The sequence below is a fragment of the Streptomyces armeniacus genome (genome assembly GCF_003355155.1).
GTDB lineage: Bacteria > Actinomycetota > Actinomycetes > Streptomycetales > Streptomycetaceae > Streptomyces > Streptomyces armeniacus.
Window position 1 is genome coordinate 7,254,268 of the sequence record NZ_CP031320.1, and the last position, 24,505, is coordinate 7,278,772.

13 protein-coding genes are annotated in these 24,505 nt (G+C 72.0%); 6 read left to right on the forward strand and 7 right to left on the reverse strand.

What is annotated here, in order from left to right; translation table 11 throughout:
- Positions 1-43 precede the first annotated feature (43 nt).
- Together DVA86_RS31545 and DVA86_RS31550 are read right to left on the reverse strand one after the other, a co-directional pair.
- Positions 44-1,273: a LolA family protein gene (locus DVA86_RS31545; RefSeq protein WP_208883434.1), complete on the reverse strand. Its 1,230-nt coding sequence runs from the start codon at positions 1,271-1,273 to the stop codon at positions 44-46.
- Positions 1,274-1,503: 230 nt separating this feature from the next.
- Positions 1,504-2,514, reverse strand: a complete 1,011-nt coding sequence (locus DVA86_RS31550; protein WP_208883436.1) for a polyprenyl synthetase family protein — start codon at positions 2,512-2,514, stop codon at positions 1,504-1,506.
- 233 nt (positions 2,515-2,747) lie between these two features.
- Here DVA86_RS31550 and ehuB point away from each other — a divergent pair, with 233 nt between their 5' ends.
- A complete protein-coding gene (gene ehuB / locus DVA86_RS31555; RefSeq protein ID WP_208885423.1) occupies positions 2,748-3,587 on the forward strand; it encodes an ectoine/hydroxyectoine ABC transporter substrate-binding protein EhuB in 840 nt (279 codons plus the stop codon).
- A gap of 175 nt (positions 3,588-3,762) precedes the next feature.
- On the opposite strand, the gene DVA86_RS31560 is transcribed toward ehuB, so the two are convergent.
- The 3 genes from DVA86_RS31560 to DVA86_RS31570 form a co-directional block, all read right to left on the reverse strand.
- Positions 3,763-5,223 carry a glutamate synthase subunit beta gene (locus tag DVA86_RS31560; RefSeq protein ID WP_208883437.1) on the reverse strand — a complete coding sequence of 487 codons (1,461 nt, stop codon included), beginning with the start codon at positions 5,221-5,223 and terminating at the stop codon, positions 3,763-3,765.
- The gene (gene gltB / locus DVA86_RS31565; RefSeq protein ID WP_208885425.1) at positions 5,216-9,784 is read right to left on the reverse strand and encodes a glutamate synthase large subunit; all 4,569 of its coding nucleotides are present in this window, start codon (positions 9,782-9,784) and stop codon (positions 5,216-5,218) included. The genes DVA86_RS31560 and gltB overlap by 8 nt, the downstream gene beginning before the upstream one ends.
- Positions 9,785-10,450: 666 nt before the next feature.
- Positions 10,451-11,296, reverse strand: coding sequence for a VIT1/CCC1 transporter family protein (locus DVA86_RS31570; protein WP_245997407.1), 846 nt, complete (start codon positions 11,294-11,296; stop codon positions 10,451-10,453).
- A 370-nt stretch (positions 11,297-11,666) separates the two neighbouring features.
- Here DVA86_RS31570 and DVA86_RS31575 point away from each other — a divergent pair, with 370 nt between their 5' ends.
- The 5 genes from DVA86_RS31575 to DVA86_RS31595 all read left to right on the forward strand — a co-directional run bounded on the left by DVA86_RS31575 (position 11,667) and on the right by DVA86_RS31595 (position 17,352).
- Complete coding sequence (locus tag DVA86_RS31575) at positions 11,667-12,812, forward strand: LacI family DNA-binding transcriptional regulator (RefSeq protein ID WP_245997408.1); 1,146 nt, start codon at positions 11,667-11,669, stop codon at positions 12,810-12,812.
- Positions 12,809-13,789, forward strand: a complete 981-nt coding sequence (locus tag DVA86_RS31580) for a carbohydrate ABC transporter permease (RefSeq protein ID WP_425470948.1) — start codon at positions 12,809-12,811, stop codon at positions 13,787-13,789. The genes DVA86_RS31575 and DVA86_RS31580 overlap by 4 nt, the downstream gene beginning before the upstream one ends.
- A gap of 92 nt (positions 13,790-13,881) precedes the next feature.
- Entirely contained in the window at positions 13,882-14,700 is an 819-nt protein-coding gene (locus DVA86_RS31585) for a carbohydrate ABC transporter permease (protein ID WP_245997799.1), read from the forward strand.
- Complete coding sequence (locus tag DVA86_RS31590; protein WP_208883439.1) at positions 14,700-16,034, forward strand: ABC transporter substrate-binding protein; 1,335 nt, start codon at positions 14,700-14,702, stop codon at positions 16,032-16,034. The genes DVA86_RS31585 and DVA86_RS31590 overlap by 1 nt, the downstream gene beginning before the upstream one ends.
- 313 nt (positions 16,035-16,347) lie before the next feature.
- The gene (locus DVA86_RS31595; protein ID WP_245997409.1) at positions 16,348-17,352 is read left to right on the forward strand and encodes an ADP-ribosylglycohydrolase family protein; all 1,005 of its coding nucleotides are present in this window, start codon (positions 16,348-16,350) and stop codon (positions 17,350-17,352) included.
- A 402-nt stretch (positions 17,353-17,754) separates the two neighbouring features.
- On the opposite strand, the gene DVA86_RS31600 is transcribed toward DVA86_RS31595, so the two are convergent.
- Both DVA86_RS31600 and DVA86_RS31605 read right to left on the reverse strand, forming a co-directional pair.
- Entirely contained in the window at positions 17,755-23,640 is a 5,886-nt protein-coding gene (locus tag DVA86_RS31600) for a type I polyketide synthase (protein ID WP_245997411.1), read from the reverse strand.
- 266 nt (positions 23,641-23,906) lie between these two features.
- A complete protein-coding gene (locus tag DVA86_RS31605; protein WP_208883440.1) occupies positions 23,907-24,455 on the reverse strand; it encodes an allene oxide cyclase barrel-like domain-containing protein in 549 nt (182 codons plus the stop codon).
- Between the last annotated feature and the right edge of the window lie 50 nt (positions 24,456-24,505).

Here is a 24,505-nt window from a genome sequence, read left to right on the forward strand (position 1 = left end):
CGCGTGCCCCGGTGTGCCCGTACGGCGTACGGGCCGGGCCGGCCTACTTGGCGGCTTCGTCGGCCGCCTTGACCAGGCCGTCCTTGGTGACGGCGCCCGCGAAGACCTTGCCGTCGTCCGTGATCAGGGCGTTCACCAGCCGGGTCTCGAAGACCCTGCCGGTGCCGAAGTCGCCCTTGGCCTCGTCCGTGAAGGCGTCCAGCAGGCGCTTCATCTGCTCCGAGCCGCCGCCCTCCTTGTCGCCGCCCATGGGACCGGCCAGCGCGTTGCCGGGGAGCGGGATCTCTACGACCGTGTTCCAGCCCTCGCCGAGCACGTCGAAGCCGGAGAGGTCGGGCTTCGCGCCCTTCTCGGGCGCCTTCCCGTCCAGCTCCTTCTCGGTGACCTTCGCGCCCTTCGGCGCCTTGAACTCGAAGGTGTCCGCGCCGGGCTTGCCGAAGTCGACGTTCCGGTACGCGATGTCGATCACGGGCTTGCCCCCGCCGTCCGGGGTCAGCGTGAACTTCAGCGGTGCGCCGTTGTCCGCGTCGACCGCGATCCGGACCGACTCCACGGTGGAGTCCGCGGCGGCCTTGGGCTTGATCACGAGCGTGTACGCGTCGCGCCCCGCGACCTTGGAGGTGCCGTCCACGGACACCGAGGTCGTCTTGTCGACGGCCTTCAGCGCCTGGTCGGCGGCCTTCTCCGGGGTCAGGTTCGCCATGCCCTCGGGCATCTTGTGCTGCTTGCCCTTGCCCGCGTCCTTCGGCGCCTGTGCGTGGAAGGCCGAGTTGCTGGCGCTGTCGTACGCCCAGATGTCCTGGCCGTTGTGGATGAAGCTGTACTCGGCGGCCTCCTCGACGACCGAGACGCGCTGCTTGTCCGGACCGTCCGTGGCGACCCGGAGCGTGTGCTCGCCGGAGGCGAGTTCCATGAGCTTGCTCTGCGGGTCCGCGCCGGAACCTTCCTTCTCGGCCCCCTCTTCGCTGTCGCCGCCCCGCTGCTCGTCGCCGCCGCCGAACGGGCCGTGGCCGCCGTTGCCGCCGCCGCTGCCCGGAAGCGCGGGAAGGCCGAGGTCCGTGTTGATCTTTACAGTGCCGGACATGTGCTGCACATCCGACTTCGCCATCTTTGTGACGAGCTCTTCGGCGGTGACCTTCGGCAGGTCCGGGTCACCCGTGTCCGCGAGCGCCGGGACGAGCCCGATGGTCGCGGCAGCGGCGCCCGCGACGGCCACCGGGACGCCGTACCGGACCGCTTTCCTGCCCGGTTTGCGCGGTTGGATCTGTGCCATGTGTGTGCCTACCTCCGTGGTCGGCGGCCGTTCCGTACGTCGCACTCGTCCATCCCCTGCCGCCATTGTCACCCGAACCGGTGCGGGATGGTCCATCAATAGGACCAAATCAGCGGCGCCGTGGCGTCAGTCGAGGGAGGCAAGTCCGCGTACTCCTACGGGATGACACGCACCGCGTGGGTCTCCCCCGGGTGGAGCTGCGAAGTCGTCAGCCGTCCACCCCCCGGGCCTCAGCCCGCGCGGTGCACGACCGCGTCGCAGAGTTCCGAGAGGGCACTCTTCGCCGGGCAGTCCGGCAGCGGCCGGAGCGTTTCCCGCGCCTCCCGCGCGTACCGGACGGTGTCGCGCCGGGCCTGCTCCAGCGCCGGGTGCGCGCGCAGCCCCGCCAGCGCCTCCGCGTGCCGCGCGTCGTCCGTGAGGTCCCCGTCGAGCAGTCGGCACAGCTCGCGGTCGGCCGCGGCGCCGCCGTTCTCGGCGTGCGCGCGGACGTACAACACCGGGAGTGTGGCGACGCCTTCACGCAGGTCCGTGCCCGGGGTCTTGCCCGACTCGTGTGAGTCGCTCGCGATGTCGAGCACGTCGTCCGCGAGCTGGAAGGCGGTGCCGACGCGTTCGCCGTACTGCGTGAGGATCGAGGTGACACCCTCGTCCGCGCCCCCCATCATCGCCCCGAACCGGCAGGCGACGGCGATCAGCGAGCCGGTCTTGCCCGCGAGCACCTCGAGGTAGTGGGCGACCGGGTCCTGCCCGTCCTGCGGGCCCGCGGTCTCCAGGATCTGGCCGGTGACCAGCCGTTCGAACGCCTCCGCCTGGATGCGGACGGCCTCCGGTCCGAGGTCAGCGAGTATCTTGGAGGCGCGCGCGAAGAGGAAGTCGCCGGTGAGCACCGCGACCGAGTTGTCCCAGTGCGCGTTGGCGCTGGGCACCCCCCGCCGTACGTCCGCCTCGTCCATCACGTCGTCGTGGTACAGCGTCGCCAGGTGCGTCAGCTCGACAACCACCGCGGACGGTACGACGCCGGGCGCGTACGGGTCCCCGAACTGCGAGCCGAGCATCACCAGCAGCGGCCGGAAGCGCTTCCCGCCGGCCCGTACGAGGTGCTGGGCGGCACCCGTGATGAACGGCACGTCGCTCTTCGTGGCCTCCATGAGACCTTCTTCGACTGCCGACAACCCTGCCTGGACATCGGCTTCGAGAGCCCGGTCCCGCATGCTCAGCCCGAACGGCCCGTCGACGGTCACGAGGGGTACTCCTGTCTACGCGGCTGCATGTCGATGAATCGCTGCCACCATCCCTGGCAGCGTAGCCGGTCACATGTCGATCATTACCCCCGCGTACCCCCCGAGCCCCTTCTCTTATCCACATCTGACCCTGCCGACGAAGGCTTGGGTGTCTCTGCCGGTGACCGACCGGCCGCCCCGGTGCCAGGGCCAGGGCCCGGCGCCGGGGGTTCACCCGGCGCCGGGCCCTGGCCCTGGGCACCGGGGCGGCCGTCGCCGCGGCGGCCGGCGTCACGGCGTACCAACTGAACGGCGGAGGCACGTCCGGCGGTTCCGGCGGGCTCCTCCAGCAGCTGCGCGACAAGGGCACGGTCAGGCTCGGCATCGCCAACGAGAAGCCGTTCGGCTACCTCGACGGCGGCAGGCCTACGGGCGCGGGGCCCGAGGTCGCCAAGGAGATCTTCAAACGGCTCGGCGTCCCGCGCGCCAAGGCGGTCACGCTCGACTTCACCGCGCTCGTTCCCGGCCTGAAGTCGGGGAACTGCGACGTGATCGCCGCCTCGATGAATGTCCACCCGGACCGCTGCGAGCAAGTCCTGTTCTCCGACGCGGACTTCCGGATCAAGGACGCCTTCCTCGTGCCCAGGGGCAATCCGCGGGGCGTCGCGACGTACGGGAACGTGGCCGGGAAGAAGCTCAAGCTCGCCGTCGCCAACGGGGAGGCGCAGCTCGAGCACGCGAAGTCCGCGGGCGTACGGGACGTCGCGACCGTGCCCGACGTGGCGGCCGGTCTGAACGCCGTCGCCCAGGGCCGTTTCGACGCCTTCGCCACCACGCGGCTCATCGCCGCGCAGATCGCGGCCGGGGAGGACTCGTCGCTGGAGGTGACGAAGCCGTTCCAGCCGATCGGGGACGGCAAACGGGTGCGGAACGCCAGCGCGTTCGCCTTCCGCCTCGGCGAGGAGGAGCTGCAGAAGGCGTTCAACGACGAGCTGCGGAAGCTGAAGAAGAGCGGCGAGTTCCTGCGGCTGGTACGCCCGTTCGGCTTCACCGAGGCGGACATGACGGTGCTGACCGCCGAGGAGATCTGCTGACGCGGGCCCGCACGGCGGCGTGAGGCCGTACGGCGCCGTGCGGCCGTACGGGACGTACGGGAAAGCCGCGACGCCCGCCCCCGGTCGGGGTGTGGGGGCGGGCGCCGGGTCCGGTGCCGTACGGGGGCGGGCGGGTGCGGCCCGCGCCGTCCCGTACGCGTGCGGGTGGCCGCCGTCAGACCGTCAGCGGCCGGTCCGTCGGCTTGACCGGGGCCTGGAGCGTACTGGTGCCCGTGAGGTAGCGGTCCACACCGCGGGCCGCCGAACGCCCCTCGGCGATCGCCCAGACGATCAGCGACTGGCCGCGGCCGGCGTCGCCCGCGACGAACACGCCGTCGACGGACGTGGCGTAGTCCGCGTCGCGCGCGATGTTGCCGCGGTCGTCCAGGTCCACGCCGAACTGCTCGACGAGGCCGTTCTCCCGGTCGGTGCCGGTGAAGCCCATCGCGAGAGTGACGAGCTGGGCCGGGATCTTCCGCTCCGTGCCCGGCTTCTGCGCCGGCTTGCCGTCCTTGAACTCCACCTCGACCATGTGCAGCCACTGCACGTCGCCGTTCTCGTCGCCCTCGAAGTGGGTGGTCGAGACCGAGTACACGCGCTCGCCGCCCTCCTCGTGCGCGGAGGTGACCTTGTAGAGCATGGGGAACGTGGGCCACGGCTGGTGCGCGGGCCGCTCGTCCCCCGGGCGCGGCATGATCTCCAGCTGTGTGACGGAGGCCGCGCCCTGCCGGTGCGCGGTGCCGACGCAGTCGGCGCCGGTGTCGCCGCCGCCGATGACGACGACGTGCTTGCCCTCGGCGGAGATCGGGGAGGTGACGAGGTCGCCCTCCTGGACCTTGTTGGACAGCGGCAGGTACTCCATCGCGAGGTGGATGCCGCCCAGTTCGCGGCCCGGCACCTTCAGGTCGCGGGAGGTGGTGGCGCCGGCGGCGACGACGACGGCGTCGTAGCGCTTGCGGAGCTTCGCCGCGTCGATGTCGCGGCCGATCTCCACCTCCGTACGGAACTTGGTGCCCTCCGCGCGCATCTGCTCGATACGGCGGTTGATGTGCACCTTCTCCATCTTGAACTCGGGGATGCCGTACCGCAGCAGGCCGCCGATGCGGTCCGCGCGCTCGTACACGGCCACGGTGTGCCCGGCGCGGGTCAGCTGCTGTGCGGCGGCCAGCCCGGCGGGGCCGGAGCCGATGACGGCGACGGTCTTGCCGGACAGCCGGTCCGGCGGCTGCGGGGTGACGTCGCCGGCGTCCCACGCCTTGTCGATGATGGTGACCTCGACGTTCTTGATGGTCACCGCCGGCTGGTTGATGGCCAGCACGCAGGCCGACTCGCAGGGCGCGGGGCACAGCCGCCCGGTGAACTCCGGGAAGTTGTTCGTGGCGTGCAGCCGCTCGCTGGCGGCGGACCAGTCCTCGCGGTAGGCGTAGTCGTTCCACTCGGGGATGAGGTTCCCCAGCGGACAGCCGTTGTGGCAGAACGGGATGCCGCAGTCCATGCAGCGCCCGGCCTGCTTGCTGATGACCGGGAGCAGCGAGCCCGGGACGTAGACCTCGTTCCAGTCGCGTACGCGCTCGCCCACGGGCCGGGACTCGGCGCCCTCGCGGCCCGTGGTCAGGAAGCCCTTGGGGTCAGCCATTGATCGCCGCCTCCATCATCTTCTCGTGGGTCTCGGTCTCCGAGAGTCCCGCTCGCTCGGCGGCGTCCTTGGCGGCGAGCACGGCCTTGAACGTGGGCGGCAGGACCCTGCTGAAGCGGGTCACGGCCGCGTCCCAGTCGACGAGGAGCTTCTCGGCGACTGTGGAGCCGGTCTCCTCGTGGTGGCGGCGCACGGCGTCGTGCAGCCACCGTTCGTCGTCCTCGTCGAGTGCGCTGACGGCGTCGCGCAGACCGGCGTTGACGTTCGCGGGGTCGAGGTCGATGACGTACGCGATGCCGCCGGACATGCCCGCGCCGAAGTTGCGGCCCGTGCTGCCGAGTACGACGGCCCTGCCGCCGGTCATGTACTCGCAGCCGTGGTCGCCGACGCCCTCGGACACCACGGTGGCGCCGGAGTTGCGTACGCAGAACCGCTCGCCGACGCGGCCGCGCAGGAACAGTTCGCCGCCGGTCGCGCCGTACGCGAGGGTGTTGCCCGCGATGGTGGAGAACTCGGCGAGGTGGTCGGCGCCCCGGTCGGGCCGTACGACGACGCGGCCGCCGGAGAGGCCCTTGCCGACGTAGTCGTTCGCGTCGCCCTCCAGGCGCAGCGTGACGCCGCGCGGCAGGAACGCGCCGAAGGACTGGCCGGCGGAACCGGTGAAGGTGAGGTCGATTGTGTCGTCGGGCAGGCCCGCGCCGCCGAACTTCTTGGTGACCTCGTGGCCCAGCATGGTGCCGACCGTCCGGTTGATGTTCCGGATGGCGAGCTGGGCGCGTACGGGCTGGGCCGCCTCGGGGCTGCCCGCGGACAGCGCGTCGGCGGACAGCTTGATCAGCTCGTTGTCGAGGGCCTTGGTCAGACCGTGGTCCTGCTCGACCGTCTGATGGAGCGCCGCGCCCTCGGCCAGCTCGGGCGTGTGCAGCAGCGGCGCCAGGTCCAGGCCCTGGGCCTTCCAGTGGTCCACGGCGCGGCTGGTGTCGAGCAGTTCGGCGTGCCCGACGGCCTCGGCCAGGGTGCGGAAGCCGAGCCCGGCCAGCAGCTCGCGGACCTCCTCGGCGATGAACTGGAAGAAGTTCACGACGTGTTCGGCCTTGCCCGCGTACCGGTCGCGCAGCACCGGGTTCTGCGTGGCGATGCCGACCGGGCAGGTGTCCAGGTGGCAGACGCGCATCATCACGCAGCCGGACACGACCAGCGGCGCGGTCGCGAAGCCGTACTCCTCGGCGCCGAGCAGCGCGGCGATCAGCACGTCGCGCCCGGTCTTCAGCTGCCCGTCGGTCTGCACGACGATACGGTCCCGCAGCCCGTTGAGCAGCAGCGTCTGCTGCGTCTCGGCGAGGCCCAGCTCCCACGGGCCGCCCGCGTGCTTGAGGGAGGTCAGCGGGGAGGCGCCCGTTCCGCCGTCGTGGCCGGAGATCAGCACCACGTCGGCGTGCGCCTTGGAGACGCCGGCGGCGACGGTGCCGACGCCGACCTCGGAGACGAGCTTGACGTGGATACGGGCCCGCGGGTTGGCGTTCTTCAGGTCGTGGATGAGCTGGGCGAGGTCCTCGATCGAGTAGATGTCGTGGTGCGGCGGCGGCGAGATGAGGCCGACGCCCGGCGTCGAGTGCCGGGTCTTCGCCACCCACGGGTACACCTTGTGGCCGGGCAGCTGGCCGCCCTCGCCGGGCTTGGCGCCCTGCGCCATCTTGATCTGGATGTCGTCGGAGTTGACGAGGTACTCGCTGGTCACGCCGAAGCGCCCGGACGCGACCTGCTTGATGCTGGAGCGGCGCGCGGGGTCGTACAGCCGGTCGGCGTCCTCGCCGCCCTCACCGGTGTTGGACTTGCCGCCGAGCTGGTTCATGGCGATCGCCAGGGTCTCGTGCGCCTCCTGCGAGATGGAGCCGTACGACATGGCGCCCGTGGAGAAGCGCTTGACGATCTCCGAGACCGGCTCGACCTCCTCGATCGGCACCGGCTCCCGTTCGCCCTCCTTGAGCTGGAACAGGCCGCGCAGCGTCATCAGCCGCTGCGACTGCTCGTCCACCCGCGACGTGTACTGCTTGAACACGTCGTAGCGGCGCTCCCGCGTCGAGTGCTGGAGCCGGAACACGGTGTCCGGGTCGAAGAGGTGCGGCTCGCCCTCGCGGCGCCACTGGTACTCGCCGCCGATCTCCAGGTCGCGGTGCGCCGGGGCGATGCCCGACGCCGGGTACGCCTTGGCGTGCCGCGCGGCGACCTCCTTGGCGATGACGTCCAGGCCGGCGCCGCCGATCTTGGTGGTGGTCCCGTGGAAGTACGTGTCCACGAAGCTCTCGTCGAGCCCGACGGCCTCGAAGACCTGGGCGCCGCGGTAGGACGCGACGGTGGAGATGCCCATCTTGGACATCACCTTCAGCACGCCCTTGCCGAGCGCCTTGATCAGGTTCCGGATGGCCTGCTCGGGCTCGGCGTCCGGCAGGAACGTACCTGCACGCACGAGGTCCTCGACGGACTCCATGGCGAGGTACGGGTTGACCGCGGCCGCGCCGTAGCCGATGAGCAGCGCGACGTGATGGACCTCGCGTACGTCGCCCGCCTCCACCAGCAGGCCGACCTGCGTCCGCTGCTTGGTGCGGATCAGGTGGTGGTGCACGGCTGAGGTGAGCAGCAGCGACGGGATCGGCGCGTGCTCGGCGTCCGAGTGCCGGTCGGACAGCACGATCAGCCGGGTGCCGGACGCGATCGCGGCGTCCGCCTCGGCGCAGATCTCGCGCAGCCGGGCCGCCAGCCCGTCACCGCCGTCGTGTACGCGGTAGAGGCCGGAGAGCGTGCTGGCCTTGAAGCCGGGCAGGTCGCCGTCGGCGTTGACGTGGATGAGCTTGGCCAGCTCGTCGTTGTCGAGCACCGGGAACGGCAGCGTGACGCTGCGGCACGACGCCGCGGTCGGCTCCAGCAGGTTGCCCTGCGGTCCCACCGAGGAGTGCAGGGAGGTGACCAGCTCCTCGCGGATGGCGTCCAGCGGCGGGTTGGTGACCTGCGCGAACAGCTGGGTGAAGTAGTCGAAGATCAGCCGCGGCCGGTCCGAGAGCGCGGCGATGGGCGAGTCGGTGCCCATGGAGCCGATCGGCTCGGCGCCCGTACGGGCCATGGGCGCGAGCAGGACGCGCAGCTCCTCCTCGGTGTAGCCGAAGGTCTGCTGGCGGCGCGTGACGGACGCGTGCGTGTGCACGATGTGCTCGCGCTCGGGGAGGTCGGCCAGGCCGATCAGGCCGGCCTCCAGCCACTCCTCGTACGGGTGCTCGGCCGCCAGCTGCGCCTTCAGCTCGTCGTTCTCGACGATGCGGTGCTCGACGGTGTCGACCAGGAACATGCGGCCCGGCTGGAGCCGGCCCTTGCGTACGACCTTCGCCGGGTCGATGTCCAGGACGCCCACCTCGGAGCCGAGGACGACGAGCCCGTCCTCGGTGACCCAGTACCGGCCGGGGCGCAGGCCGTTGCGGTCGAGAACGGCGCCGACCTGGGCGCCGTCGGTGAACGTGACGCACGCGGGCCCGTCCCACGGCTCCATCATCGTGGAGTGGTACTCGTAGAACGCGCGCAGCTGCGGGTCCATGGAGTCGTGGTTCTCCCACGCCTCCGGGACCATCATCAGCACCGAGTGCGGCAGCGAACGCCCGCCCAGGTGCAGCAGTTCCAGCACCTCGTCGAAGGTCGCGGAGTCGGACGCGTCCGGGGTGCAGACGGGGAAGATCCGCTCCAGGTCCTGCTTGCCGTCGGCGTCGGCGGTGCCGTCCGTGTCCGCGGTGCTCTTGGTGTCGAACAGGTCGCTCACGAGCTGCGACTCGCGGGCGCGCATCCAGTTCCGGTTGCCCTGGACGGTGTTGATCTCGCCGTTGTGCGCGACGAAGCGGTACGGGTGGGCCAGCGGCCAGCTGGGGAACGTGTTCGTCGAGAAGCGCGAGTGCACGAGCGCGATGGCGGTCGCGAACCGGCGGTCCGACAGGTCGGGGAAGAACGGCTCCAGCTGGCCGGTGGTGAGCATGCCCTTGTAGACGATGGTCCGCGCGGAGAACGACGGGAAGTACGTCCCGGCCTCGCGCTCGGCGCGCTTGCGCAGCACGAACGCGGCGCGGTCCAGAGTCAGTCCGCTGCGCTCGCCCGCGGCGTCGGCGACGAACAGCTGCCGGAACGCGGGCATGGTCGCGCGGGCGCCGGCGCCCAGCAGCTGCGGCGCGGTGGGGACTTCGCGCCAGCCGAGGACGTCGAGACCCTCCTCGGCGGCGATCGTCTCGATCTGCGAGACGGCCGCGTCCGCGTCCGCCTCGTCGACGGGCAGGAACGCGATGCCGACGGCGTACGCGCCCGCCTCGGGAAGCTCGAACGGGACGCTCTCGCGCAGGAACGCGTCCGGTACCTGGAGGAGGATGCCGGCACCGTCGCCGGTGTCCGGGTCGGAGCCGGTGGCTCCGCGGTGCTCGAGATTGCGCAGCACGGTGAGTGCCTGTTCCACCAGCTCGTGGCTCGGTACGCCGGTGAGAGTGGCCACAAAGCCGACACCGCAGGCGTCGTGCTCGTACCGGGGGTCGTACATCCCCTGCTTGGCAGGGTGGGCCGCCAGAGATGCTGCGCGCATCGGCTCTCCCGTCGTCGTCGGTGGCATGTGCAGGCGCCGAGGGACGACGTTGGCCCTCAGAGAACAAATTTTCGTGCAGATTACATGATGGCGCATCTTCCCAGAAAGCGGATACTTCATCCCAGCATGCGGACGGTTGGCCGGGTGCACGGGACCGGCCGCACAAGCGTGGAACGGCCGTTCTTCCGGGTCCTTCCGACGGCCTTCCGGTGACCTTCCGACGCGGTTCCGGCGCTTCCCGGGACGCGTCTTCCGGCTCGCTTTCCAGTCGCTTTCCAGCCCAGCGGGCGCTGTCCGCCCCTGCTGGGACCTGACACGCGGCGAATGGGTGCGGCACGCACGCAGCGGGTTACGCGGCGCACGCGCTGCGGACACGCAGCGCGCACGGGCGTCGTTGCCCGTGGACACTCTTGCTTGGGGACTTTCCGCCTTCTGCCCACCGTGACAGCCGTGAAACCGAGAGGTAACCCACGGATCGTCCGGATCCGTCGCGGGCGAGGGGCGACGGCTTGCGAGGATACCGGCGTACGCGCGCGGCGCCATGGGTGCGGTCGGCCCGCCTCGCAGGGGCAGCCCGGCGCCGTACGGTGAATGCGCTCCGTCACGCGGTCGGCGCCCGTACGGTCAGCCCACCGCCGTGCCGAAGACCGCGCCCAGCCCGTACGTCACCGCGGCCGCCGCGCCGCCCAGCGCCAGCTGCCGCAGCCCGCTGAACCACCACGGCCTGGCCGTGACCCGCGCCACCACAGCGCCGCACGCGAAGAGGCCGAGCAGCGCCAGCAGTACGGCAGGCCACAGCGCCGTCGCCCCGAACAGGTACGGCAGCACCGGCAGGACCGCGCCCGCCGCGAACGCGCCGAACGACGACATCGCCGCCACCGTGGGCGACGGCAGATCGGACGGGTCGACGCCCAGCTCCTCGCGGGCGTGTATCTCCAGCGCCTGCTCCGGGTCGCGGGTCAGCTGCGTGGCGACCTCGCGCGCGAGACCGGGCTCGACGCCGCGCGAGACATAGAGGTCGGTGAGCTCGTCGAGCTCGTCCTCGGGGTGGCGGCGCAGCTCGCGGCGCTCCACCTCCAGTTCGGCCTCCACGAGCTCGCGCTGCGAGGCGACGGAGGTGTACTCGCCGGCGGCCATGGAGAAGGCGCCCGCCGCCAGTCCCGCCAGTCCGGCGACGGCGATCGCCTGGGAGGACGCGGAGCTGCCCGCGACGCCGGACATCAGGCCGAGGTTGGAGACGAGCCCGTCCATGGCGCCGAACACGGCGGGGCGCAGCCAGCCGCCGGTGACGTCGCGGTGCGTGTGCGAGTGCGCCTCGGCGGCGCCCGTGAGCGCGCCGCCGGCGGGCACGCCGGCGCCCGCTCCCGCGCCCGTACCCGTGGGCGCTCCGCCCTCCGCACCGACGCCACCGGCACGACCTGCGCCGCCTTCGGCGCCTGTGCCGCCCGTGCCCCTGCCGTCGGCCGTCATCGCTGCCCGCTCCCTTCCCCGAGGGGTCTCCGAGGTGCCACCGCCACGGCGCCACCGTCCCCTCCGGCACCTCGACCGTAGGCCCGCGAAAGGGCGCTCGCCAGCAAGGAAGGCCGTACTTACCAGGGCTTTTGCCCTCTCGGCCCCCGCGTTGCGGACCGCCCCGAGCCGCCCCGAAACCGTTCCCCGAGCCGCCCCGGGCCGAGCACATTCAGACGAGATCCGGATCACAGCGCATTGACGGCCGGGAAACCCTCGCGCAACATTCTCTTCATCCATCCATGCCACGGCCTTGTGTCCGGCGGCCGATTCTGTAAACGTTTTCAGTTCAGAGCCTCCCACTCCATCCCGATCCAGCGAAGGGGCACTTGTGGTGACGACAGGCGGGCCTCCCACCGTCGAGACGATCGCCGAGCGTGCCGGGGTCTCGATCGCGTCGGTCTCCCGGGTACTCAACGGCCACGGCGCACGCCCCGACACCGTCCGGCGCGTCGAACGGGCCGCCACCGAGCTGGGCTACGTGCCGAACGCCGTCGCCCGCTCCCTCAAGGGCGGCCGTTCCCTGCAACTGACCTTCGCCATGCAGGACATCGGCAACCCGGTCTACGTATCGATGGTCCGCCAGATACAGGCCATCACGAAGGCGCACGGCTACCGCCTCCTGCTGCACTCCACGGACGCCGTCGTCGAGGACGAACTCGCCGTGGTGCGCAGCCTCGCCGACCGTACGAGCGACGGGCTGGTCCTCTGCCCGATCCGCATCACGCCGGAGCACCTGGAGGCGCTGCGCGGCGCCGCGCAGCCGGTGGTCGTCATCGGTTCGCTGCCGGACGACGCGGAGCCGCCCGTCGACAGCGTGCGCGCGGACTCCGTGACGGGGGCGGAGCTGGCCGTACGCCATCTCATACGCACCGGCAGACGCCGTATCGCCTTCGTCAACGGGCCCGCCGACACCGTGCCGGGCCGCAACCGGTACCGCGGCTACCGCGCCGCGCTCGCCGACTGCGGCCTCGCGTCCGATCCGGCGCTCGTCACGAACACCGACTTCACCATCGAGGCCGGTACGGAGGCCCTGCACCGGCTGCTCGACGAAGACCGCGCCGGAAGCGGCTCCGGACCCGGCCGCCTCGACGCCGTGTTCTGCGCCAACGACCAGCTCGCGCTCGGCGCCGCGCACGCCCTGCACGCGCGCGGGCTGCGCATTCCGGCGGACGTCGCGGTCGCCGGGATGGACGACACGTCGCTGACCAGGGCCAGTTGGCCGCCGCTGACCAGCGTCGACCTCGGCTCCGCCGAACGCGGCCGGATCGCCGCCGAGATGCTGCTCGACCGCATCACCGAACGGGACGGCACCTCCCGCGCGCCCGCCCGTACCGAGACCGTCACGCCCCGTCTGGTCGTACGCGCCTCCTCGGCCCCCGCGGAGACCGCGAACGCCGCGCAGGACGCGCAGGACGCGCACCCCCCGAATACCGCGCACACCGCGGCGGAGAACGGCCAGGAGGTGACCCGGTGACCGTCGCCGACCCCGCACCTCCCCCCGCTTCCGGCCCCGGCACCCGTACGCCCGGCCACCGCGGCTCGCCGCCGCCCCGCTCGGTCCGCGAGCGCAGAACGGCGTTCGGGCTGGACCGCGACGCCTGGTTCCTGCTGCTGCCCGCGCTGCTGCCCATCCTGATCCTGAGCGTCGGGCCGCTGCTGTACGGGCTGTCGCTGGCGTTCACGGACGCGCAGGCGGGCCGTACGGACCCGACGCAGTGGATCGGCTTCGACAACTTCGCCGACCTGCGCCACGACACGCTGTTCTGGGACTCGTTCCGGATCGGTCTGGTCTGGGCGGTGAGCGTGACGGCCATCCAGTTCGTACTGGCGCTGGGCCTGGCGCTGCTGCTCAACCAGAACCTCCGCTTCCGCTGGCTGGCGCGCACGCTCGCGCTCGTACCGTGGGCCATGCCCGAGGTCGTCATCGGCATCATGTGGCGGCTCGTCTACCACCAGGACGCGGGCATCCTCAACGCCACGCTGCGCGACCTGCATCTGATCACCGAGAACGTCAACTGGCTCTCCAGCCTCTCCCTCGCGCTGCCCGCCGTGATCGCGGTCGGCGTGTGGGCCGGCATGCCGCAGACAACGGTCGTCCTGCTGGCCGGACTCCAGAACGTCCCGCACGAACTCCACGAGGCCGCCGCCCTCGACGGCGCCGGCCTGTGGCGCCGCTTCCGCGCGGTGACCTGGCCGGCGCTCAAGCCGATCGTGCTGTCCATCACCGCGCTCAACTTCATCTGGAACTTCAACTCCTTCGGCCTGGTCTACGTGCTGACCCAGGGCGGCCCCGGCGGCGAGACGCGGCTGCCGATGCTGTTCGCCTACGAAGAGGCGTTCCGCTACGGCCAGTTCGGCTACGCCGCGGCCATGGGCATGGTGATGATCGCGGTCATCGCCGTCCTGCTGACGATCTTCCTGCGCAACCGTCTGAAGGAGGCCGACCAGTGAGCAGCACGGTGAACGCGAGCGCGCCGCAGCGCGAGCCCGGCCCCGCCCCCGCCCCCGCGACCGCCCGCCGGCGCCGCAGGCTCGGCCCCCGGCTGGGCCGCGCGGGCCAGTACGCGGCGCTGCTCTGCTACCTGGTCTTCCTCGCCTTCCCGCTCTTCTGGCTGGTCTCCAGCGCCTTCAAGTCGCCACAGGAGCTGGGCACGGTCGACCCGTCCTGGCTCCCGCAGCACTGGTCGCTGGACAACTTCCGGGACGCCTTCGACCAGCAGCCGCTGGCCCGTTCGGCGCTGAACAGCCTGATCGTGGCGTGCTCGGCGGCGGGCATCTCGGTGCTGATCGCGGTCCCGGCGGCGTACGCGATGGTGCGCTACCGCTCGCCGGTCAGCAAGGCCGCCACGGGCTGGATCCTGGTCAGCCAGATGTTCCCGTTCGTGCTCGTCATCATCCCGCTGTTCCTGGTGCTGAAGAACTTCCAGCTGATCAATTCGCTGTTCGGGCTGATCCTCGTCTACGTCGTGTGGAACCTCCCGTTCGCCCTCTGGATGCTCCAGGGGTACGTACGGGCCGTGCCCGCCTCGCTGGAGGAGGCCGCCGCGATCGACGGGTGCAGCCGCTTCCGGACGCTCGTCAGCGTGGTCTTCCCGCTGCTCACGCCGGGTCTGGTGGCGACGCTGATGTTCTCGTTCGTCACCGCCTGGAACGAGTTCTTCTTCGCCCTCGTCCTGCTCAAGTCCCCGGAGAAACAGACGATGTCCGTCATTCTCACCCACTTCCTCGGCGACGAGGGCGCCGCCGACCTCGGGCCGCTCGCCGCGGCCGCCTTCCTGGCGACCCTTCCGAGCCTCCTCTTCTTCGCCCTGCTCCAGCGCCGGCTGGTCAGCGGCATGGTGTCCGGGGCGGTGAAGGGCTGATGCGGCGCCGACGCTTCCTCGCCGCCGCGTCCGCGGCGCTGGCCGCCCCGTCCGCGGCCGCCCTGCTCGGCGGCTGCGCCGGCTCCGGCGACGACGGCACCCTCGACTACCTCAGCCTCGCCTGGCAGAAGGAGTCGATGGAGGCCAACAAGGCGCTGGTCGCCGAGTGGAACAAGCGGAACCCGAACCGGAAGGTGCGCTACGTACAGGGCAGTTGGGACACCGTCCACGACCAGCTGCTCACGTCGTTCGAGGGCGGCGAGGCGCCCGACATCATCCACGACGAGGCCAACGACCTCACCGACTTCGCCCACGGCGGCTACCTCGCCGACCTGCGCGGGCTGCTCCCCGCCGGGCTCAAGCAGCAGATCCCGCAGCGCTCCTGGGACATGGCGACCTTCCCCGACGACGGCGTGTACGGCGTGCCGTTCGTGCAGGAGCCGCGCGTACTGATCGCCAACCGGAAGCTGCTGGACCAGGCCGGCATACGGGCCCCGGAGCCGGAACGGCCGTGGAGCTGGCCGGAGTTCGAGGAGGCGGCGAAGGAGCTGCGGGGCGGTCGTACGTTCGGTGTCGCCTGGTCGATGAAGGAACCCGTCAACCAGTCGGTCAACCTCTCCCTCACGACGGGAGGCGCCGTCTTCTACCAGGAGGACGGGAAGAACGTCGTCCGCTTCGACGAGGCCGACTCGTACGTCTCGGAGGTCATCCACCGGCAGGTCAACAAGACCCGTACGGCCCCGGAGGGCAGCCTCGGCATGGGCGGTTCGGACACGCTGCCCGGCTTCTTCAGCGGGCGGTACGCGATGGTGCCGCTGAACTTCTCGTTCCGGCAGCAGGTGCAGCAGCAGGCACCGGACGGCTTCGAGTGGGTGACGCTGCCGATGCCCGCGGGGCGCGGCGGGGGCGCCGGTACGGACGCGGGTGGCGGCTCGGGTACGGGGCGCGCGGCCGTCCAGGGCGTCAGCCCGCAGACGCTGTCCATCGCACAGGACACGGAGCGGAAGGAGGACGCCATGGCCTTCATCGCCTTCATGACCCGCCCGGACCACATGGCGCGGCTCGCCAAGGGCGACTGGATGGTCCCGACCGGCACCGAGGCCCTGCGCGATCCGGAACTCAACACGGCGCGCCACGGCTGGCGTACGGGCGTCCACATGTCCTCGGACCTGCGCGCCTCGCCGGTGCTGGGCGTACGCGGCTACGCGGAGTGGATGGACAAGATCGCGACGCCGGCGTTCCAGGAGTTCTACAGCGGCGGCATCGGCCTCGGCGAGCTGCGCGACAAGCTCGTCGAGGACGGCAACCGGATTCTCGCGCGGTACCAGCGATGACCACCGCTCCTGCCGCGCGCACCACCGGCACGACGGCTACGACCTGCACGGCCCGCACGACCGCTACGACCTGCACCGCCCGTACGACCCGCCCGCCCGGCACGACTCACACGACCCGCACGACCCGCACCACCCGCACGACCCGCACAGAACGGCACGCACCATGAGCGCAGTTCACGCCTCACCCGCCCAGGGGCCCGCCCCCGGGCGCCGCCAGAGCCAGGGGCCGCGGCCCCGGCCCGGTCCGCAGCCGCAGTCACGGCCACAGCCGCGGCCCCGGCTCCGTACCGTCCCTGCCACAGCGTCGGAGAACATGACCCCCCTCCTGGAGCGCGCCCGCGGCGGAATGCTCGGACTCGCCGTCGGCGACGCCCTCGGCGCGCCCGCCGAGAACATGAAGCCCTCGCAGATACGGCAGCGCTGGGGCCGTATCGAGGGCTTCGTCGACGACGACCCGGCGGGCACGGACGACACCGAGTACGCCATCTTCTCCGGGCTCATGCTCGCCGAGCACGGCTCCGGGCTGACCGTCGCGCACGTCGAGGCCGCCTGGCACCAGTGGATCGCGAACCTGGACGAAGGCCCCTTCCGCGGCGCCGGGTTCAGCGAACGCGGCACCCTGGAGAACCTCCGCCGCGGCCTCGCCGCCCCCATCTCCGCCCAGCACCGGCACGCGTGGAGCGACGGACTCGCCATGCGCGCCGCCCCGTTCGGCATCTACGCCGCCGGGCGCCCCGCCGAGGCCGCCCGCCTCGTCGCGGTCGACGGCACCGTCAGCCACGACGGCGAGGGCATCTACGGCGGCCAGGCGGTCGCGGCAGGAGTGGCCGCGGCGATGGTCGGGCGCGGCACGGACGCGGTGATCGCGGCCGCGCTGTCCGTCGTACCGGAGGACTCCTGGACCGCCCGCTCCCTGCGCCGCGCCGTCTCGGCCGCGCAACGCGCCCGCTTCGACCCCGACGCCACCCGGCTGAGCCGGGAACGTACGGTCCGCTCGGCCGTCGTCATCGGCGGCTACCCGTGGATGGACCTCGCCCCGGAGGCCGTCGGCCTCGCCTTCGGCGCCTTCGCGGCGGCGCGCGGCGACTTCGCGGACTCCGTGCTGACGGCGGTCAACATGGGGCGCGACGCCGATACGACAGCGGCCGTGGCAGGTGCGCTGGCGGGCGCGCTCGGCGGGGCCGGGGCCGTACCGGAGGAGTGGGCGTCGGCCATCGGCCCGGCGCGAGGCAGTTGCCTGCCGTCGATGGCGGGCTACCACGTGCTGGACATCGCGGACCTGCTCGCCCCGACGGCGAACGGGCGGGCGGCCTCGTGACCGCGCGCGACGCCCCGGGTGACGGCGCATCCGGCGGCGGAACGTCCGACGCGGGACCGTCTGCTTCCGGACCGTCTGCTTCCGGACCGTCTGCTTCCGGACCATCCGCAGCCGGACGGTCCAGCGGCCGAACGTCCGGCGCAGGACGACCGCCCAACGGAACACCAGACGGCGGAACGTCCGGTGGTGAAGGCGCCGGCGGCGACCCCCGCCGTATCGAGGGCCTCCTCCTCGGCATCGCCGCCGGCGACGCCGCCGGCTGGCCCGCCGCCCGCCACCGCGCCTCCCGCATGCCCGAGTGGACCCGGCGGCTGACCCGCGAACTGGACACGTTCGCCGAGCAGAACGCCACCACCACCCCCCTGTCCCTTATACACATCCCCGAGCCCACGAGCCGGACCCCTATCTTAGTTGAGGCTTTGGGGTGCTGTATCGGAGTTGTGGAAGAGACAGGGTGCAGGTGGGGGTGGTGTTGCTGTTCTGGGTCCAGGTGGTGGTGAGTGCGGTGAGGAATTGGGTGGGGCTGTGGTGGTCGCGGCGGAGGGTGCCGGTGATGGTGGCCTGGGTGTCCAGTTCTTCGAGGGTGTCTTGGATGGCGGTGGTGAGGACGGGGTGTGGGCTGGTTTCGATGTAGACCTGGTGCCCGTCGGCATTCAGTGCGGTGAGGGTGTCGTGGAAGCGGACGGTGCTGCGGAGGTTGGTGTACCAGTAGTCGGCGTTCAACCGGTCCGTCTGGTGAAGGGCTCCGGTGACGGTGGAGTAGAAGGGCACCGTGCTGGTGGTGGGGGTGAGGTCCGCGAGTTCGGTGAGGATGTGTTCGCGGATGGGTTCGACGTGGGGGGAGTGGGAGGCGTAGTCGACGGGGATGGTGCGGGCCCGTATGCCCTCGGTGCGGCAGGCGGTGACGTACTCCTCCACGGCCGCCGTCTCTCCGGCGATGACGGTGGAGTTCGGTCCGTTGTGTGCGGCGATGGTGATCCGCTCGCCCCAGTCTGTGAGGTCGACGTCCGTTGCGGGCAGCGGGATGGAGGCCATGGTTCCCGTACCGGCCAGGGCGACCAGCGCGCGGGAGCGCAGGGCGACTGTCTTGGCGGCATCGTCCAGCGTGAGGGCTCCGGCGATGTGGGCTGCGGCGATCTCGCCTTGGGAGTGGCCGATCACCGCATCCGGCTGGATGCCGTGGTGTTGCCAGAGGCGGGCGAGGGAGACCATCACCGCGAACAGGACGGGCTGGATGACTTCGACCCGTTCCAGGGTCTCCGCGTGCTCCTCCGGACGGGTCAGTACGTCGATCAGTGACCAGTCGGTGTGCGGGGCGAGGGCGTCGGCGCAGGCGTGCAGGTGCTGGGCGAATACCGGTGAGGAGTGCAGGAGTTCGCGTGCCATGCCCGGCCATTGCGAGCCCTGGCCGGGGAAGACGAACACCGTCTTGCCCGAGTCACGCACAGGTGTGCCGGGGGTCACGAGACCGGCACCGGTCCCGCCCTCCGCGAGGGCGTGCATACCCGTCAGGAACGTCTCGCGGTCCTGGCCGACGACCGCGGCCCGGTGCTCGAAGTGTGTACGGCCCGTCGCCAGCACGTGGCCGATCTCGGCCACTCCCAGTTCCGGGTTGGCACTCACATGTGCGTGCAGACGCGCGGCCTGATCCCGTAGCGCCTGCTCCGACTTCCCCGACAGCACCCACGGCACGGGGGAGTCCACCGGCTCAACCGGCGGCTCCACAGCCTCCGTTGGTGCAGCGGCCTCCAGGATCACGTGCGCGTTCGTGCCGCTGATCCCGAACGACGACACCGCCGCCCGCCGCGGCCGGTCCGCCTCCGGCCATGCCACCGGCTCGGTCAGGAGCGAGACCGCACCCGCGTCCCAGTCCACGTGCGGAGACGGCTCGTCCACATGCAGCGTCCGGGGCAGCTGACCGTGCCGCATCGCCTCGACCATCTTGATGACGCCCGCGACCCCCGCCGCCGCCTGCGCGTGCCCGATGTTCGACTTGACCGACCCGAGCCACAGCGGCCGGTCTGCCGCCCGCTCCTGCCCGTACGTCGCCAGCAGCGCTTCTGCCTCGATCGGGTCACCGAGCGACGTGCCCGTGCCGTGCGCCTCTACGGCGTCCACGTCCGCCGCCGTCAGGCGGGCGTTGGTGAGGGCCTGGCGGATGACGCGCTGCTGCGAGAGGCCGTTCGGGGCCGCCAGTCCGTTCGAGGCGCCGTCCTGGTTGACGGCGGAGCCGCGTACGACGGCCAGCACCGGATGCCCGCGACGCCGCGCGTCCGACAGCCGCTCCACGAGGAGCATCCCGACGCCCTCGCCCCACCCCGTACCGTCCGCCGCGCCCGCGAAGGCCTTGCACCGTCCGTTCGCCGCCAGCCCGCGCTGGCGGCTGAACTCCGTGAACATGCCCGGTCCCGCCATGACGTTGACGCCGCCGGCCAGCGCCATGTCGCACTCGCCGCCGCGCAGTGCCTGCGCGGCCAGGTGCAGGGCGACCAGCGACGACGAGCACGCCGTGTCGACGGTGACGGCCGGGCCCTCGAGCCCGAAGGTGTACGCGACGCGGCCCGAGACGACGCTGACCGTGTTGCCCGTCAGCAGGTAGCCGTCGAGCCCTTCCGGCGCCTCGTGCAGCCGGGGGCCGTAGTCCTGTGTCGTGGCGCCGACGAACACGCCCGCCCGTTCGCCGCGCAGCGTCTCCGGTGCGATGCCCGCACGTTCGAACGCCTCCCACGCGGTCTCCAGCAGCAGCCTCTGCTGCGGGTCCATGGCCAGGGCCTCGCGGGGGCTGATGCCGAAGAACGCGGGGTCGAACTCGTCGGCGTCGTAGAGGAATCCACCCTCTCGCGCGTACGAGGTGCCCGGCGTCTCGGGGTCGGGGTCGTAGAGCCCGTCCACGTCCCAGTCGCGGTTCGCGGGGAACGGGCCGATGGCGTCGCCCTCGTCCGTGACCAGGCGCCACAGGTCGGCGGGGGCGGTGACGCCGCCCGGGTAGCGGCAGGCCATGCCGACGACGGCGATGGGCTCGTCGGCGTGGAGCGGCCCGCGCGCCCGCTCCCCGGCGGCCGGGCCGGGCTCCCCGGCTCCCGGGGAGCCCGCCTCGTCGCCCAGCTCGGTGAGCAGGTACGAGACGAGCGCGGCCGGGGTGGGGTGGTTGTACGTGAGGCTCGGCGGCAGGCGCAGGCCCGTCGCCTCGTTGAGGCGGTTGCGCAGCTCGACCGCAGAGGCGGACTCGAAGCCGAGGTCCTTGAAGGCCAGGCCCGTGTCCACCGTGTCCGGTGTCACGTGGCCCAGCACGATGGCGACGTGCGTACGGACCAGCTCCAGCAGCTCGTCCCGCTGCTCGGCGGCCGGGCGCCCGGCGAGCCGGGTGGCCCACGTCGTACCGCCACCGGCGGAGCTCTCCTCGGAGGTATCCGGCTCCGCCGGAAGCGGTTCGGCGGACGGCCGCCCGCCCGGGGCGAGTTCGGCGGCCGACGGCCAGAAGCTCTGCCGCTGGAAGGCGTAGCGGGGCAGCGGCACCGTACGCGGCGCCTGCTCCCCGTACACGGCGTCCCAGCCGACGTGCGTCCCGCGTACGTGCAGCCTCGCGAGGGCCGTGAACAGCGCCTCGGGCTCGGGCCGTCCGGGCAGCAGCGTCGGTACGAGCACGGGCTCGGCGCCCGTGTCCGCCGCGGCCGCCACGCAGTCCTCCGCCATCCCCGTCAGCACGCCGCCGGGCCCCACCTCCAGGAACGCCGTCGTGCCGCGCTCCCACGCCGTGCGGACCGCGTCCTGGAAGCGGACGGTGCTGCGCACGTGCCGCACCCAGTACGCGGGCGAGCACAGCTCCTCCGCGGCGGCGACCGCGCCCGTCACGTTGGAGATGACCGGGACACGGGGCGGCGCGTACGACAGTTCGCGGGCGACCCGTTCGAAGTCCGCCAGCATGGGGTCCATGAGCGGGGAGTGGAACGCGTGGCTGACCCGCAGCCGCTTGGCCTTGCGGCCGCGCCGCCGCCACTCGGAGAGCAGTTCCAGCACGGCGTCCTCGGCGCCGGAGACGACCACCGACTCCGGGCCGTTGACGGCGGCGACGCCCAGCTGCCCGCCGCGTACGGCCAGTGCCTCGAGGACTTCGCCCTCCGACGCCTCGAGGGAGGCCATCGCGCCGCCCGAGGAGGCACCCGCGACCGGCAGCGCCTGCATGAGCCGGCCGCGTGCGGCGACGAGCTTCGCGGCGTCGTCCAGTGACAGCACGCCGGCGACGTGGGCGGCCGTGAGTTCGCCGATGGAGTGGCCCGCGAGGGCGTCCGGGCGCAGGCCCCAGTGCTCGAACAGGCGGTACAGCGCGGTCTCCAGCGCGAACAGCGCGGCCTGCGTGTACGCGGTCTGCGACAGCAGCCCGGCCTCCGGCGTGCCCTCGTCCGCGAACACGACTTCCCGCAGCGGGCGGCCCACATGGCCGTCCAGATGCGCGTCCAGCGCGTCGCACACGGCGTCGAACTCCGCCGCGAACCGGGGGAACGACCCGTACGCCTCGCGCCCCATCCCCGCGAACTGGCTGCCCTGCCCGGTGAACAGCGCCGTCAGCCCGCCGCTGCCTGCGGCGTCCGTGCCGCTGCGGCGGCCCCGTACGAGCCCCGCCGCGGCGTCGCCCCGCTCCAGGGCGGCGAGCCCGTCCAGCAGCGAGCGCCGGTCGCGGCCCACGACGACCGCCCGCTCCGCGAACGTGCTGCGCGTCGTCGCCAGCGACCAGCCCACGTCGACGGGCGACAGGTCCGGGTGCCCCTCCAGGTGCGCGCGCAGGCGCGCAGCCTGGGCGGACAGGGCGGCGGCGTCCCGCCCGGAGACGAGCCACGGCCAAGGCCGCGCACCGGGTGCGTCCACGCGGGCAGGCCGGTCCACAGCGCGCCCGGGGTCCCGTACGGGGGCCGGTACGGAGTCCGGCTCGGCCAGTACGAGGTGGCAGTTCGTGCCGCCCATGCCGAACGAGCTGATGCCCGCCAGCAGCGGCCGGTCCTCGTACGGCCACGGGCCCGGCGCCGTCTGGACGCGCAGGTTCAGCGCCTCCAGCGGGATGTCGGGGTGGGGCGTCGCGAAGTTCAGGCTGGCCGGTATGCGCCGGTGGCGGATCGCCAGCGCCGTCTTGAGCAGCCCGACGATCCCGGCCGCACCCTCCAGATGACCGACGTTGGTCTTGGCGGACCCCACGACCAGTTCCGACGCGTCCGGCCGGCCGTCGCCCAGGGCGGCGCCGAGCGCGGCGGCCTCCACGGGGTCGCCCACGCGGGTGCCGGTGCCGTGCAGCTCCACGTACTGCACGGCGTGCGGGTCCACGCCCGCGTGCGCGCACGCCGCGCGCACCACCTCGGCCTGCGACTCCGCGCGGGGGACGGTCAGGCCGTCGGTCGCTCCGTCGTTGTTGACGGCGCCGCCGCGGATCACGGCGTACACGGGGTCGCCGTCGGCCAGGGCCCGGTCCAGCGGCTTGAGTACGACGAAGCCGCCGCCCTCGCCCCGTACGTAGCCGTTGGCGCGCGCGTCGAAGGTGTAGCAGCGGCCGTCCGGGGACAGCGCGCCGAACTCGACGGTCCTGGCGGTGCTTTCGGGGTCCGCGATCAGGTTCACGCCGCCCGCGAGCGCGAGCGTGGACTCGCCCTTGCGCAGGCTCTCGCACGCCAGGTGGACGGCGACGAGCGACGAGGCCTGGGCGGCGTCGACGGTCATGCTGGGGCCGCGCAGGCCCAGCGTGTACGAGATCCGGTTGGCGATGATGCCGCGGCTGGTGCCTGTCAGGGAGTGCTGCGTGTACGGGCGTCCGGAGCGGGCGAGCAGCGTCGCGTAGTCGTCGGCGAAGGCGCCGACGAACACGCCGGTACGGGTGTCGCGGAGCGCGCCGGGCAGGATGGCCGCGTCCTCCAGGGCCTCCCAGCCGAGTTCGAGCATCAGCCGCTGCTGCGGGTCCATCTCGACGGCCTCGCGCGGCGATATGCCGAAGAAGGCGGCGTCGAACTCGTCGATACGGTCCAGGAATCCGCCGGGGAGCGCGCCCCTGCGGCCCGCCGATTCGGCGCCCTCCGTCAATTCACCGTCCGCCGATTCGCCGTACGCTAATTCACCGTCCGCCGGTTCAACGGCCGGTGCCGAAATTCCGCTGGCGCCCTCCGCGAGAAGCCGCCACAGCTCCTCGGGGCCGTTCGCCGACGGCAGGCGGCAGGACAGTCCGACGATGGCGACGGCGCGCCGGGGTTCCGGTGTTTCCAGGGGCCTGGGCTCGATATCACCGTGCATCGTCGTGTGCCGCCCTCTCATATTCTTCAAAGTGGGCAAAACTGCGGTGGTGCGGGCAGTTTCGGGGAGTTGTCGCTGAATTGACGTCCTGGCCAGGGTCTCCGGAACAGCTAACGAGGCCCTAGCCGCCCTCTAAAACGCAGGCACGCCTGACCTGCGGGGAAGCGGTGCAGAGCGCCCGGGGCCGGTCCGCGGGCCGCGCGTGGCAGTGGCCGGGCCACGGCGCGGTCGCCGCGGCCCGGCCACCCGCCGGGACACTCAGAACGGACCGGGGTCCGTCACCTCCGTCACCTGTTGCACAGGACGATCTTCACGGCCAGCCGGGAGTCCAGACCCTGCGGCGGGTAGGGAGGCAGCAGCTTCCACTGCCGGTAGCCCTTCCAGCCCTCGAACTTGCCGCTCGTACCGACCGCTTTGAGCCTGTTGGTCGCGCCGTACAGGAACTCGTTCCGGTCGACATAGCCCTCGGCGCGGAATGTGCCGTCGGCGAGTTTCACCGACTCGTGGTACTGGGTGATGATGTGGCCGTCGTGGTGCCGCTTCTTGATGACCCGCGCGATGCCGACGAGTTCGCCGACGACCTTCTCGTTCTTGTCGTAGATCTCGTCGCGGTAGGTGAGCGCGGCACCCGGCTGCATGGACATGCCGCCGGTGTAGAACGAGTCCTTGGCGATCGTCGCCTCGGTCACGTTGTCCTGCGTGAAGCATTCGCGCCCGTGCCGCGGGGCGGAATCCCCGGACGACGACGAGGCCGCCGCCGTCGTGCCGGCCAGTGCCGCAGTGAGCGCCACGGCGAGCGCGAGGCTCCGCCGCGAGCGTGATGCGAGCAGTTTCATGGTGCCCATTCCTTTCCACTGTCCCGCGCGTCCCGTTTCGCGCGCGGGAG

What these genes read in the sequence shown, in the direction of transcription:
- DVA86_RS31545 (WP_208883434.1), bottom strand. Translation starts at nt 1,273, where the DNA reads ATGGCACAGATCCAACCGCGCAAACCGGGCAGGAAAGCGGTCCGGTAC.
- DVA86_RS31560 (WP_208883437.1), bottom strand. Translation starts at nt 5,223, where the DNA reads ATGGCTGACCCCAAGGGCTTCCTGACCACGGGCCGCGAGGGCGCCGAG.
- gltB (WP_208885425.1), bottom strand. Translation starts at nt 9,784, where the DNA reads ATGTACGACCCCCGGTACGAGCACGACGCCTGCGGTGTCGGCTTTGTG.
- DVA86_RS31570 (WP_245997407.1), bottom strand. Translation starts at nt 11,296, where the DNA reads ATGACGGCCGACGGCAGGGGCACGGGCGGCACAGGCGCCGAAGGCGGC.
- DVA86_RS31590 (WP_208883439.1), top strand. Translation starts at nt 14,700, where the DNA reads ATGCGGCGCCGACGCTTCCTCGCCGCCGCGTCCGCGGCGCTGGCCGCC.
- DVA86_RS31595 (WP_245997409.1), top strand. Translation starts at nt 16,348, where the DNA reads ATGACCCCCCTCCTGGAGCGCGCCCGCGGCGGAATGCTCGGACTCGCC.
- DVA86_RS31600 (WP_245997411.1), bottom strand. Translation starts at nt 23,640, where the DNA reads ATGAGAGGGCGGCACACGACGATGCACGGTGATATCGAGCCCAGGCCC.
- DVA86_RS31605 (WP_208883440.1), bottom strand. Translation starts at nt 24,455, where the DNA reads ATGAAACTGCTCGCATCACGCTCGCGGCGGAGCCTCGCGCTCGCCGTG.